The sequence below is a fragment of the Streptomyces sp. NPDC056224 genome (genome assembly GCF_042267665.1).
In the GTDB taxonomy this organism is placed as follows: domain Bacteria; phylum Actinomycetota; class Actinomycetes; order Streptomycetales; family Streptomycetaceae; genus Streptomyces.
In genome coordinates this window covers 18,841-31,082 of sequence record NZ_JBHJTK010000066.1, presented here as the reverse complement: position 1 = coordinate 31,082, position 12,242 = coordinate 18,841, and the positions used below count along the sequence as shown (strand labels likewise).

The window sequence follows — 12,242 nt, the reverse complement described above, 5'->3', positions numbered from 1 at the left end:
ACAGTTCCAGGCACGTGTCAGCCACTACAAACGACGCGGTCACACACCGCCAGAAGCCAACAAACCGTCACGGCAAACACCGTTGCAGTACTAGAGCCTGCCTCTTCGATGAGCTGATCAATTGATTGGCGCCCCCCGAAGGCTTGCGGCATCGCGCATGGAATCCTGGCTGCATGGATACGTTCGCGAACCGACTCGACGGTGGGTGGAAGTGGTGGGAGGCCGCCATCGAAGAAGCGCAGGAAGGGCGCTGGGTCCGTGACGCCGTGGAACGGCAAGTGATTAAGGACATCGCGGCCGCCACAAACCCTCTCCATGGTGGGCGGGTGGCCCCGTTCACCGAGGACTCGTGGCACGTGCGCATCGGGAGAATTGCGAACTGGGCCGGGGTGCTGCGGCTCGCTGCCCGGTCAGGCGGGTGGGTACTCCAACCGGTCGCCGGAGTTCACCCACCGCACCCCGCGGGGATGGCCGAGCTGTTGTCTGGCATCTACACGGTCGGCGAGCAAGGAGAGATCTGGATGCAGCAGCTCTTGAAGGGCGAACTGCCACCAGAAGAGGAGATCGCGAAGGCCGAGGGCTTCCTCACTGGGCCGGGGTCCATCGAGGACCTTGAGCTCTTCTTTTACGACTGAATCACCGCTCAGTCGGTGATCGATGTCCAGAACGGCCGAAATGCTGGTCGCTCATGCGTCCAAGTTGGAGTCACTTCTCACATTCAGATCTTGGCCCTGAGGCCCCTGAACGGAGTCAGAACTAACCTACCGCTGGAGTCAGTTGTCACTGACGCAGCCAGAAGGGCGATCATCAGCGTGGCCCCGCCGGCGTTGAGGTCGATCGCCCAGGTCACCGGCTCGCCCTCGCTCAACGCGAGGACATCCGCGATCAGCTGGAGCAGCGTGTTCTCGTCGTTGACGACCCGCCTCGACAGTCTTCGCTTGCCGTCGGTGTCGATCACCGTGCAGTGATGCTCGGCTTTGCCCGCGTCTGTTCCGGCCCACAGCTCGGGCACGGCCACCTCCGAAGTCGTTCCAGTACCGGTCCCAGCAGACGACCTCGCCAGCGTGTCCTTACCAAGCGATCCTGTCGCGCGCATCCCAATCAGTGGCCGAGTCGTCGCGGGGCACCGGGCGGCCAATCAGTAGAAGCCACACGTGCGGCATGAGCTTGACAGCCACACCCAGTGCCCCAGGGCCTCCGATCCTACGAGTGACCGGAATCAACCCACCAACAGCGTAAGGAACTTGATTGGGTGATGTCGGAGCCGTTCGCCTGACGGTTGTAGGACCGTTCCGGTAGCCCTGGACTGTGAGATACGCGCAGGGCGGCGGGCTGACCGACGCCGGGAGGGCCGCGCGGGAGCGGGTTCGGCTGCAGGCCGTGGAACGCTTCGAGGGCGGGTTCAGAAGAACCGGGAGATCGCTGCCGCGCTGAGGGTCAGCGAGCGGTCCGTGGAGCGGTGGCGTCGCCAGTGACGCGAGCGTGGTGAGGCCGGGGTCCTGTCGAAGGGATCCCCGGGTCGACCGAGGCTCAGTGATACGCAGATCGCCAGGCTGGCAGGGGAGTTGGAGCGCGGACCGCTAATCCACGGCTGGGCGGACCAGCGGTGGACCCTGGCTCGGATTAAGACACTGATCGGTCGCCTGTTCCACGTCTCGTACACGGTCGAGGGCACATGGCTGCTGCTCAAGCGGCATGGCTGGTCGTGGGTTCGCCGGGGCGCAGTTCAGGAGCAGTCGGGCTGACGCCGCTGCCGGGCCCCTGCCGCAGTCACGCCCCGCGCGGCGGAAGGTGCGGGATCGGGCCGAGCGGCTCAGCCACTTCGTACGGCTGCCGGGTGAGGTAGCGCAGCAGTCTCTCGACGCCTTTGGCGTCGATCGAGTCGATCGCGTAGTGGGAGACGGCGGAACCGCCAAGATAGGCTGGCAGGTCACCCGGGCTGCCGCCGGGCAGGACCACCTTCAGGATGCGACGGTGCCAGCCGTGGCCGTCGGAGTAGACCTCGTCCCTGATGAACCGGGCCTCCCAGGCCACACCGTTGCCGATCCCCTCGATTTCGGTGCCTTCGGCGCGGCGTTTGTACGCGGGTGAGGCGACGACCAGGACGTAGTCGGCGGCCCGGTACTCGTTGTGCATCCACAGCGCCCAGTCCTGGGGCTGCTCCGCCGCGGACCGGTCCAGTCGCGCGTCGACACCGAGGCTCCGCAGCAGGGTCCAGAACGTCCGTACCCGCTCGGCGTGGGCGCCGCCGTCGTTCTCGTGGGCGTAGGAGATGAAGACCCTTACCCGGGGCGTGGTCGTGGCGTCGCCCGCTGGCGGCCGTGACGAGGACGGCAGGCCAAAGACGCCGAGCAACACGGACGGGGTCACCGCCTCCTGGGGGCCGTGCCGGGGCGGTGGTGCTCCGGCCGGGCGGGCCAGTTCCAGCATCCGCCTCCGTTCCCGTGGGCCCAGCGCGCCCAGCAGCTCCGCCGCCCGGCCATCCCGTACCGCGCGGGCGACGGACTCCCGGGCCGTGGCCGCGGGCCACGGTGCGAGGACTTCCGCAGCCCGGGGCGGGGCGCATACTGTCGTCAGCACGTCGGCTAGCCGGGCCTCCGGCGCCCACGCCGCCCCCTCAGAGCGGGCCTGGTCCTGCCGGGACAGTGCCTCACGGGTGTCGTCCCGCAGGGCAGTAAACGACCGGCGGAGCACCGTCGCGGCAATCGGCGCGGGGGGACGGCCGTGCAGTCCAAGAGCCTCCTCCAGGTCCGGCGGTGTGGGCAGGGCCTCGATGAGAGGGTCGCTCATGTGGGGATAGATCACGGCGCGCACGGCCGCGTCGTACTCGGCAAGCGCGGCGCTCAGCTCCTCCGCGACGCGCAGGTTGCCCTCCAGATGCGCGATCCCGGACCGCCGGTCGAACCACGCAGTGGCGTCCCGCGCCATCCTGAGCCGGAAATCCGCCTGGATCCCGGTGAACCGCGCCTCCAGCCGCCGGTGCAGCCCAGCACGAGCCACCGGCCGGGTCTCCATACGGTTCGCATCCGTCAGGAGCGCCGCGGCGACCTCGTCACGGTGGCCGAGGCACTGGGCGAGGTACTCGGCCGCAGACCGGGCGGACCGGGCCGCCTCCCGCGCCGTGTCATCACGGAGCAGGGCGGACAGCCGAGGGAACGAGGAGAGCAAGGCCTGCCGGAGGGCATCGTCGTTGGCGCCGCCGAGGAAGAGGCACTCGTGCAGCAGCAGGGGAGGTGAGACGTCGAGCAGCCATTGCGGTGCGCTGCGACGGGTCCGTTCCAGCACCCTGGTCACCTGTCTGCGGGCGTTGTCCGTCGCTTCCGTCCAGGTGGGTGCGGCGGCCGACACCCCGTAGTGGCGCGCGAGTTGGGCGAACACTTGATCGGCGAGGAGCTCGGGCTCCGCGGACAGGGGGTGCTTGGCCAGCGCCGTCCAGAAGGCGTTGTAGTCCCTGCGCGCGTGCTCGGCGGACGATTCGCCCTCGCGTCGCTGCGGCTCGTAGAATTCCCGCCACGCGTACCGCAGTCGGGCGAACCGGCGCCGGGCGAGGGCGAGCTTCGACAGACTCCGCCACCAGGCGAAGAGCTCCTCGCGGCTGGTCGGCGGCAGGGGCTCGGGCCGCGACTGGACGGCCGCGGCGATCACCTTCCGGGTCTCGGCGGAGGGCGCCGGTGGGCCGCTGCCGGGCCAACTGCGCCAGGGCGTCCGTGATCTGCGGCGGATCTGCGGCCGCCCGGAGCGTGCGAACGGTCTCTCTGAGCTGTTCGGCGCTTCGCTCCCGGGCTTCGAGTTCCTGGACGTCGCGTGCGAGGGAGAACAGATCGCCGCCGACTCGATGGAAGGCCTCGTACTGCTGGGACAGCGCACCGAGTTGTTCGAGCGCCGCTTCCGGATGGTTCCGCGCGAGGCGCGCGCACTCCCCGAGCAGGCTCAGCGCGAGCCAGTCGTCCCGGCGTTCCTTCGGCCAGTCGCGGACCGTCGCCAACGACACGCGGGCTATCGTGGCGAGCGCTTGGACGCGCTCCTCGACGGCGGACCAGTGCGCGAGCGTCTCCCGGTTGATCTCGTAGTACGAGTCGACCCAGCCGCGGACCCGATGGTAGACCTCCTCGGCAGCCAGGTACCGCACCGGCAGGACGTGGTAGCGCGGGGCCCCGATGTCGGTGAACACGAGCAGACACGGGACATGGCGGCCGATGCCCAGCCTCTGGGCAAGCACGCGCGCCGCCTGTGCGCCCGGCACGGCCGAGTCCCAGACTCGATGGCCGCTGAGGTGGCCTTGCACCCTGCCCACGTCCGTGAAGGGGACGAACGCCTGCGGCCGCAGCTCCTGCCAGGGCTGCTGCTCCCAGTCCAGCTGCCGGTGCCGACCGTACGGGCTGCCCCCGGGGCCCCGCATCCGGTCCAGGAACGACCTCCGGGCCTTCGCCCAGTGGCCGGCGTCGTTCACGGTACGTGTGGTCTCGTCGCGCGACATGCCGGAGAAGAACACGAAACGGACGCGGTGCGCGGTCGCGATGCTGAGCTCGACCCCGTAGTCCACCAGGAATTCCTGGGAGAACGGGCCGGTGTCGCCGAGCAGCACGATGGTCCAGCCGAACCCGTCACCGAGCGAGCGATCCCCGTCCCGCCGGAACGCGTAGCGGTAGACCGCGTCGGCGGAACGCGCGCGAAATCCCATGCGACCCACTTTAGGTCCACGCCCGGTCGCGGCGGGCGACAACAGCCGGACAGCCCGAGTCCTCAGCCGACCTTGCACCCTCGCAGCGGCTCCGTACCCACCCCGACCCCCTGCTGGAGGCCTTTGAATACTGCGTCCGGGTTCACGTACTTGGCGAGCGCGACGGGCTCGCCTTCCAGGCACCAGCGCGGCCAGCGGTTCATGCCTCGGCACCGTCAATCACGGCGAGCGTCTCGCCGACCGACAGGTCTCCACCGCCGGGCACGTCCTGCGCAGTGACTGTCACGGTGTGCAGACCCGGAGCCGCGGCCGGGAGTTCGCCGCAGAAGCCCTGGGTGCGGGCGTCCCACTCCAACGGCACCACCGCCGGCTCCGCGTCCGGGTCGCCGTCAGGCCGCGCCACCGCCCACAGCTGGATGCTCCTATGGATGTCAAGTCGCAGGAGCGAGGTCGGTTTGGGTGATTCGGTTGGTTGGTGTGCTGGTCAGGACGCGGTAGATCTCGCGGGCGACGAATCGCTTGAGGCAGCGAATGATGTCCTTCTTCGACAGTCCTTCCTTGGTCCGGCGTTCGACGTAGGTGCGGGTGCGTTCGTCGTAGCGCATGCGGACCAGGACGATGGTGTGGAGGGCGTTGTTCGCGGCCCGGTCGCCGCCTCGGTTGAGGCGGTGGCGGTGGGTGCGGCCGGAGGAGGCCGGGATCGGCGCGACTCCGGACAGGTGGGCGAATGCGCCTTCCGAACGCATGCGCTCGGGGTTGTCTCCGGCTGAGGCCAGCAGCTGGCCGGCGGTCTCCGGCCCGACTCCGAACAGCTCCGGCAAGGCAGGAGCCGCCTGGGCGACGAGGGGTCCGATCTCGGCGTCCAGTTCCGCGATCTCCGTGTCCATGGTCTGGTGGCGGCGGGCGAGGCGCCGCAGAGCGGCCCGTTTCGCCGGAAGGGGACGGGAGAGGTCGTCTCCGGCTCGCAGCCAGGCCAGGGTGCGTATCAGCGCGGCCCGGTCCAGGCCCGCGACCTGCTCGCGCAGCATCGCCGGGGCGGAGACCAGCAGATTACGGATCTGGTTCATCGCCTGGGTGCGGGCCTTGACGGCGCTGCGGCGGGTGACCCGCAGCACCCGTACCGCCTCGACCACGCCGTCCCGGCTCTTCGGGATCCCGGTGGCCCGCCCCGAGGCAACCGCTGTCGCGGCGGCGTAGGCATCGATCGGGTCGGACTTGCCCGTCATCCGGCGGGTCCTGCGGTCCGGCCGGTCGACATCAACGACACAGACCCCGGCCGCAGTCAGCACCCGCGCGAGCTCGGCTCCGTAGGCGCCGGTGTCCTCCACCCCGACCGCAGCGAGGACGCCGTGGGAACGCATCCAGTCCAGCAGGTCCCGGTAGCCGCAGATGGTCGCGGGGAACTCCCGGTCGGCCAGGTGCCGGCCGAGTGGGTCGATCACGGCCGCGTGGTGGGTCAGGCCGTGGGTGTCGACTCCGCCGGTGATCTCCGGGCCGTCGTGCGTCATGCTGGTCATGTCCGTCCTTGCCGCTTGTCCGAGCCGAGGGCGGCACGCGCCGGTCGGGCGGGTAGGCCTTCCCTCAAGAAGGTGGGCACGCGGTTATTGATCACGCGGCGAGCGTGAGTCTAGCGGCGTGGTGTCGGCGTTCGTATTCGTCGGGGCTGAGGTGGCTGTTGGTGGAGTGTCGGCGGCGGGTGTTGTAGCGGGTCAGCCACGCGAAGACCGTTTTTCTGCAGGTGGTGGCGTCGCCGTAGTCGTGGGCGCCTTGGAGGGTTTCGCGTTTCAGGGAGGCGTGGAAGCTTTCGCAGGCCGCGTTGTCGGCGCTGGTGCCGACCGCGCCCATCGACCGGGTGACTTTGAGCTGGTCGCAGAGGCTGGCGTAGGCCCTTGACCCGTATTGGGCTCCGTGATCGGAGTGGAACACCGCCCCGTCCAGCGAGCCGCGGGTGCCGGCGGCCATCCGCAAAGCGTCGGCGACCAGGTCGGTGCGCATGTGGTCGGCGATGGACCAGCCGACGATCTTGCGGCTGAAGCAGTCCAGCACCGTCGCGAGATAGAGGAACTTCCCGCCCGCGAGCGGGAGATACGTGATGTCACCCATGTACTTCCGCCCCGGCTCGACGGCCGTGAAGTCCCGCTGGAACCGGTCTTCGACCGGTGCGGATGCCGGGTCGGGGACGGTGGTGCGGATGCGTCTGCGCAGGCGGGTGCCGGTGATGGAGTACGTCCGCATGATCCGGGCGACCCGCTTCTCGTTGACCTGCCGCCCTTTGTCGCGGAGCTCAGCAGTCACGCGTGGGGAGCCGTAGGCGCCGCCGGACTCGCCGTGGACCTGGCGGATCTCCTCGGCCAGGACCTGGTCCTCGCGCTGCCGGGCGGCCCGTGTCTCGGCGCCGGCGAGCCACTTGTAGTAGCTGGACCGGTTGACATCCAGGACCTGGCAGAGCCGCTTCACCTCAAAGGTGGCCCGGTGGTCGTCGACGAACTGGAAGCGGCTGGTCACCAGTTCGCCTCTCCGGCGAAATACTTGGCCGCCTTGCGGAGTATGTCCCGCTCGGTGGCGAGCTTGCGTTCACTGGCCTCGAGTTCCGCCACCCGTGCTTCCAGCTGTCGGACCCGCTCCTCCGGATCACTGGGCGTAACCGCCGCCCGGTGGACGACGGCCGGCTTCGCACTCGCAGCGGTGACGCCACGGCGCGTGCGGTCCCGCAGCACCCACTCGCGCAGGGTCGCCCGGTTGACGCCCAGGTCAGCGGCGATGCTCTTGTACGTCGCCCCGTGCGTGGACTCGTACAGGGCCCGGCATCGGCCTTGAACTCGTCCGAATAGTCCTTCAGAGCCATCGGTGGTCTTCTCGCTTCCTCCGGATCAATCAAGATCCAGTATCAGCGTGTCCACCACTCAGGGGGAGGCCCCACCTCCTGAAAGCCGCCGACTGATCACAACATCACACAGGCCCTAGTGACCTGAGTCTGATATTCCCTGCCTGCTCCCGCGAGAATGAACCATGGACCATCTGCTGCACCTCGACCGAACGCTCGATGAGCTGGACCCACCCCACTGGGCGCCTCCTGCCCCTGACGCGACCCACTTGGTCCGCAAGGTGTACGGGTTGCGGCGTGTTCTGCTGGGCGAACTCGGTCCGGCGGATCTGCGCACCCTCATCTCGCAGCAGGTGGCGCTGCCATACGTCCTTCCGCTCGCAGTGCGCCTGCTGCTTGAGATCGACGGCCGCTACGGCTGGTCGGTGGCCTGCGAGGACGCCTTCGGCACTCACCCCGTGGCCATCTGCCACGAGTGGAACACCATCGCCCATCTCAACGACTACGAGGGGCGCCCCGAGGCGAGGCCGTTCACCCGCGAGGAGATCCAGCGCTTCCTCGACTACGCCGACGACCAGGTCGATCGAGCGGTACGGGCCAAGCGCAAGGGAGCCCTCGCCGCCTACCGCGATGCCACCCTCTTCAAGGTCATCTATGGGTGGGGTCTGCGCCGGACGGAGACATCGAAGCTGGATGTGGTCGACTTCGGGCGGAACGCGAAGGCACCGCAGTTCGGCCGGTACGGCACCCTCAACGTCCGCTACGGCAAAGCGAAGAAGGGGCAGCCGCCGCGCCGTCGGAACGTGCTGTCGGTGATGGACTGGGCGGTGGACGCGGTCGCCGATTACGTGGAGAACGTACGGCCGCGGTTCGGCTGCGAGGATCACCCCGCCTTGTGGGTGACCGAGCGGGGCGGCCGGGTCAAGCCGGCCGAGATCAACGCCCGGTTCGTCGCCTACCGCGACGCGCTCAAGCTCCCGAAGGCGCTGACCGTGCACTCCGCTCGCCACTCCTACGTCACCCACCTCACAGAGGACGGGGTCGACCGCCGGTTTCTCCAGCAGCAAGTCGGTCACGAGAATGACAGCTCCACCGCTATCTACACCCACGTCAGCGACGACTTCATGAACACCATGCTCCACAGGGCACTTGCGCCCGCGCTCGCCCCGTTCCCCGCAAACAAGGACCGTTGATGGCCGCGAAGCTCGACTACCACTGGCACTTGCGCAAGGTCATGGCCGACCGAGGGCTGTTCTCCACCACCGACCTCATCCCGCTACTGGACAAGCGGGGCATCACTTTGTCGTCCAGCCAGGTCTACCGGCTCGTCGTCGAGCGCCCCGAGCGGCTCAGCCTGAAGATCCTCATGGCCCTGCTCGACATCCTCGACTGCACCATGGACGACCTCATCGAGCCGACCGCCGTGGCGGGTGCCGGAACCGCTACCCGAACGAAGAAGGCTGTCGGTGCCGAGGCAGGTGTCGGTGACCTGCGACCCAAGCGAGCCCGCATCCGTGGTTTCGAGCGGCCGTGACCGCACCCGGGCGCCCCGATCGGGCCGTCTCCGACCCGATCGGGCTCATTGCGGACCTGGTCGCGGCCATCGAACTTCAGCTGGAGCCGGGCCGGATCCGTGCCGTGGTCGCCAGCGTCGCGGGCGGACGCTCGAAGTCACGCCTCCTCGCGGCACATCTCACTGAGCATCCTCGCGTGCTGAATGACGGTCGCTCGCCGGCGCCCAGGGCCGTCGGCGACCTGCTCATCGCCCTGCGTGAGGCCGGGGCCCAGACGGTCTCGCCACCGTGTTGCGCCGAATGCGGCAGGCAGATACGAACGCTCCAGCGCCGCGGCCAGGACTGGTACTGCTGGAACTGCGGGCGGTCACAGCCCGAGCCGTGTGCTGCCTGCGGAAACACCCGCCGGATCGCTTCGCGCGACCGGACCGGGCGGCCGCGATGCGCCAAGTGCCCGGACGACGACGGACGCGACCCCATCGCAGTGATCGGCGCCCTGATCGCTGAACTGGATCCGCAGACCGAACGGGAGACGGTCTCCAACGCGGTCCGTCGATCGGCACCTGGTCCCTCCTACCAGCGGAAACTTGCCTGGGCCCTGGAATCCCACCCAGCTCTGCTGACCGGCGACGGTCACCTCGCACCCCACCGCGCGATCCTCAAGCTGATCGACCTGCTGCACGAGGCCGGCATCGCCGGGATCGTCCGGCCGTCCTGCCCCGGCTGCCACAGAGTCGTACGCATCGACAAGCCTCTGGACGGAAAGCGGGTCTGCCGCATGTGCATCTCCCACTCCCGCATCGAGGAGTGCTCGGGATGCGGAGCGCGCCGAGAGCCCGCCACCCGCGACGACCAAGGCCGGCCAGTGTGTCCGAACTGCCTGGTCAGCGACCCGGCGAACCTGGAGACCTGCATCAACTGCGGTCGACGAAGGGTCGTGAACACCCGCACACCGGACGGCCCGCTCTGCCAAGGCTGCCCCTCCTTGCCCACCGCAACTTGCAGTATCTGCGACGCGGAGAAACCCTGCGGCACCTCCCGGGCTACGGGTCGGCCATGGTGCCTGGACTGCCAGCGTCACTCCGCGCCGTGCTCGGCCTGCGGCATCGTCGCGTCGGTCGTCTCCGGCACTCTCGACCAGCCCCTTTGCCTGGGCTGCACCGCGCCTGAGGTCTGGCACACCTGCCCCACCTGCAGCGAGCCCGATTACCCGCACCCCGGTCAGTGCGCTCGTTGTCTCATCAATCGGCGCCTCAACGAGCTCCTGGGCCCTCCGTCCGATGCCCTCCACCCCGGTCTCCAAGCCCTGCGGAACAACATCGCCACCATCGAGCACCCACTCACCGCCAATCGGTGGCTGAACAAGCCGTCCGTGTCTCCGGTCCTGGCCGACCTCGCGGCCGGCAGACGAGCCCTGACTCACGAGGCCCTCGACGAGCTGCCCGACAGCCCGCCCCTCGCCCACCTCCGCCAAGTCCTCGTCGGCGTCGGTGCCCTGCCCGAGCGGGACGAGTACATGGTCCGCCTCGAACGTTTCCTCACCGGCCTTCTCGCATCACAGCCGGACCCCGAACAGCGCAAAGTCCTTCACCAGTACGCGATATGGCACCTGGTCCGTCGACTACACCGACGCAGCAACGGCCGCCCCCTGACCCCGCAGCAGTTCGCATCCGCGCGTCAACGCACACACGCGGCCGTCGCCTTCCTTACCTGGCTTCAGGCTCACGGCCTCGCCTTGGAGACGTGCCGACAGGCCAACCTCGACCAGTGGCTCACCGACGACTCCGCGACCTACCGCCACACAGCCGGGCACTTCGTCCGCTGGGCTCGCACCAACAAGCTCACCACCGTCCACGTCCCCGCTGTCCGCTGGCACGGACCCACCCAGTCACTCGATGACGAACACCGGTGGAACGTCGCACGCCGGCTCCTGCACGACGACACCCTCAAGCCCGAAGACCGCCTCGCTGGACTGCTTCTCCTCCTCTACGCACAGGGGCCATCGGCGATCCACCGACTGACCATCGAGGACGTCGAGGTCGGCGCTCAAGAGGTACTTCTCCACCTCGGTGATGCACCTGTTCAGCTGCCCGAGCCCGTCGCCCAGCTGGCCCGCACCGTCGCCGCGAACCGCAAGGGGCACGCGACCATCGGCGCCCTGGCTCCGTCTCCATGGCTCTTCCCCGGCGGCCAGCCCGGACGTCCGATCAGCACCACGCAGCTGACCCAGCGCCTAAACCAGCTCGGGATCCGGCCCAACCAGGCCCGCAGCACCGCTCTCTTCCAGCTCGCCACCGAGATCCCCGCCGCGATCCTCGCCCGCACTCTCGGCATCCACACCGACGTTGCCGTCGCCTGGCAACGGCTCTCCGCCGGCGACTGGGCAACCTACGCCGCCGAAGTCAGCCGACGCCCCAACAACCGAACCTCAAGGCCGGCAGAAGCCACCGAATAGGAGATCCAGATGCAGGCTCCCTCGCTCGACGCGGACTGGCTCGTCGTCTGGCAGCACCAGATCACCAAGTCGCTTCAGCGTGTGCTCAGCTCTTTCGAGGACACCCACGGCTACCCGCCCGGCGACAACGAGATCATCCTGGCAAATGCCGCCAGCCGATCAGCAGCCTCACGGTTCAAGGAGCACCCCACAGCCGCACCCACCTTGATCGCGTTCTACGACACGATCTCCGAGGCAGCCCTGCCCGATATCGGCAACGGGCACTTCATCCACTCACCCGACCACGTGCTCAACGACCTCGCTGAGTACGGCGCCGTGCACGTTGCAGACGACGCGGTCGGCATCGTGTTCGGAAGCGACGGCGGAGGCAACCTTCTTGCCGTCGACCCGAGCGGGACCGTCCATCGGTCCACCACCGCGTCTTGGATCGACGCCTTCGAACCGATCGCCCCCAGCTTCGTCGACTTCCTCGAACAGCTTCAGCAGGCCGTCGCCGACTTCGCAGACACAGGGGTGCCACCCGAGCATCGCTGACGTGGGCCTGGCTCAGCCCATGCCCTCCCACAGCCAGGTATTCGGACAGTTCCAATACCCGACGTCACCATTAGCTCCGGTCGCGGACCTGCAGCTGCGGTCGCTAATCGCCGACTTCCAGCCCGAAGAGGGTCCGCTCTCCGAAGGACAGCTGACGTCGGTGTTCGCGCGGCTGGCCCAGGAGAGCGAGGGCATCCAGGACCTGGACGACAAGCTGGTGTCGCGGTGAGCCGC

The 12,242-nt window shown here is 68.6% G+C and carries 11 protein-coding genes and 2 pseudogenes; 7 read left to right on the top strand and 6 right to left on the bottom strand.

Going from position 1 to position 12,242, the window contains the following annotated elements; all coding sequences use genetic code 11:
* Positions 1 to 173: 173 nt before the first annotated feature.
* Entirely contained in the window at positions 174 to 635 is a 462-nt protein-coding gene (locus ACFCZ1_RS36440) for a hypothetical protein (protein WP_376682594.1), read from the top strand.
* Between the two features lie 149 nt (positions 636 to 784).
* Here the strand turns inward: ACFCZ1_RS36440 and ACFCZ1_RS36435 are convergent.
* Positions 785 to 1,018: pseudogene (locus ACFCZ1_RS36435) on the bottom strand (transposase); the annotation flags it as partial.
* A gap of 547 nt (positions 1,019 to 1,565) precedes the next feature.
* On the opposite strand from ACFCZ1_RS36435, the gene ACFCZ1_RS36430 reads away from it, so the two are divergent.
* A complete protein-coding gene (locus ACFCZ1_RS36430; protein WP_376682593.1) occupies positions 1,566 to 1,745 on the top strand; it encodes a winged helix-turn-helix domain-containing protein in 180 nt (59 codons plus the stop codon).
* A gap of 25 nt (positions 1,746 to 1,770) precedes the next feature.
* Here ACFCZ1_RS36430 and ACFCZ1_RS36425 read toward each other — a convergent pair whose 3' ends face one another.
* From ACFCZ1_RS36425 to ACFCZ1_RS36405, 5 genes and pseudogenes are all read right to left on the bottom strand, one after another.
* Entirely contained in the window at positions 1,771 to 3,645 is a 1,875-nt protein-coding gene (locus ACFCZ1_RS36425; RefSeq protein ID WP_376682592.1) for a TIR domain-containing protein, read from the bottom strand.
* A gap of 1,098 nt (positions 3,646 to 4,743) precedes the next feature.
* On the bottom strand, positions 4,744 to 4,884 hold the full coding sequence (locus tag ACFCZ1_RS36420) for a hypothetical protein (protein ID WP_376682591.1): 141 nt from the start codon (positions 4,882 to 4,884) through the stop codon (positions 4,744 to 4,746).
* Positions 4,881 to 5,084 (bottom strand): hypothetical protein, encoded by a 204-nt coding sequence (locus ACFCZ1_RS36415; RefSeq protein ID WP_376682590.1) that lies wholly within the window; start codon positions 5,082 to 5,084, stop codon positions 4,881 to 4,883. The genes ACFCZ1_RS36420 and ACFCZ1_RS36415 overlap by 4 nt, the downstream gene beginning before the upstream one ends.
* Positions 5,085 to 5,112: 28 nt before the next feature.
* Positions 5,113 to 6,198, bottom strand: a complete 1,086-nt coding sequence (locus ACFCZ1_RS36410; protein ID WP_376682589.1) for an IS110 family transposase — start codon at positions 6,196 to 6,198, stop codon at positions 5,113 to 5,115.
* Positions 6,199 to 6,289: 91 nt separating this feature from the next.
* Positions 6,290 to 7,526, bottom strand: a pseudogene (locus ACFCZ1_RS36405) (IS3 family transposase).
* Positions 7,527 to 7,690: 164 nt separating this feature from the next.
* Here ACFCZ1_RS36405 and ACFCZ1_RS36400 point away from each other — a divergent pair.
* The 5 genes from ACFCZ1_RS36400 to ACFCZ1_RS36380 all read left to right on the top strand — a co-directional run bounded on the left by ACFCZ1_RS36400 (position 7,691) and on the right by ACFCZ1_RS36380 (position 12,237).
* A complete protein-coding gene (locus ACFCZ1_RS36400) occupies positions 7,691 to 8,698 on the top strand; it encodes a contact-dependent growth inhibition system immunity protein (RefSeq protein ID WP_376682588.1) in 1,008 nt (335 codons plus the stop codon).
* Entirely contained in the window at positions 8,698 to 9,039 is a 342-nt protein-coding gene (locus ACFCZ1_RS36395; RefSeq protein ID WP_376682587.1) for a helix-turn-helix domain-containing protein, read from the top strand. The genes ACFCZ1_RS36400 and ACFCZ1_RS36395 overlap by 1 nt, the downstream gene beginning before the upstream one ends.
* A gap of 176 nt (positions 9,040 to 9,215) precedes the next feature.
* Positions 9,216 to 11,474, top strand: coding sequence for a site-specific integrase (locus ACFCZ1_RS36390; RefSeq protein ID WP_376682586.1), 2,259 nt, complete (start codon positions 9,216 to 9,218; stop codon positions 11,472 to 11,474).
* A 9-nt stretch (positions 11,475 to 11,483) separates the two neighbouring features.
* Positions 11,484 to 12,008, top strand: a complete 525-nt coding sequence (locus ACFCZ1_RS36385; protein ID WP_376682585.1) for a hypothetical protein — start codon at positions 11,484 to 11,486, stop codon at positions 12,006 to 12,008.
* Positions 12,009 to 12,027: 19 nt separating this feature from the next.
* Positions 12,028 to 12,237, top strand: coding sequence for a hypothetical protein (locus ACFCZ1_RS36380; protein WP_376682584.1), 210 nt, complete (start codon positions 12,028 to 12,030; stop codon positions 12,235 to 12,237).
* Positions 12,238 to 12,242 lie beyond the last annotated feature (5 nt).

Bases quoted from the DNA above. Each gene is read 5' to 3' on its own strand.
- ACFCZ1_RS36440 (WP_376682594.1), top strand. From the start codon at position 174: ATGGATACGTTCGCGAACCGACTCGACGGTGGGTGGAAGTGGTGGGAG.
- ACFCZ1_RS36420 (WP_376682591.1), bottom strand. From the start codon at position 4,884: ATGAACCGCTGGCCGCGCTGGTGCCTGGAAGGCGAGCCCGTCGCGCTC.
- ACFCZ1_RS36410 (WP_376682589.1), bottom strand. From the start codon at position 6,198: ATGACCAGCATGACGCACGACGGCCCGGAGATCACCGGCGGAGTCGAC.
- ACFCZ1_RS36400 (WP_376682588.1), top strand. From the start codon at position 7,691: ATGGACCATCTGCTGCACCTCGACCGAACGCTCGATGAGCTGGACCCA.
- ACFCZ1_RS36395 (WP_376682587.1), top strand. From the start codon at position 8,698: ATGGCCGCGAAGCTCGACTACCACTGGCACTTGCGCAAGGTCATGGCC.
- ACFCZ1_RS36385 (WP_376682585.1), top strand. From the start codon at position 11,484: ATGCAGGCTCCCTCGCTCGACGCGGACTGGCTCGTCGTCTGGCAGCAC.
- ACFCZ1_RS36380 (WP_376682584.1), top strand. From the start codon at position 12,028: ATGCCCTCCCACAGCCAGGTATTCGGACAGTTCCAATACCCGACGTCA.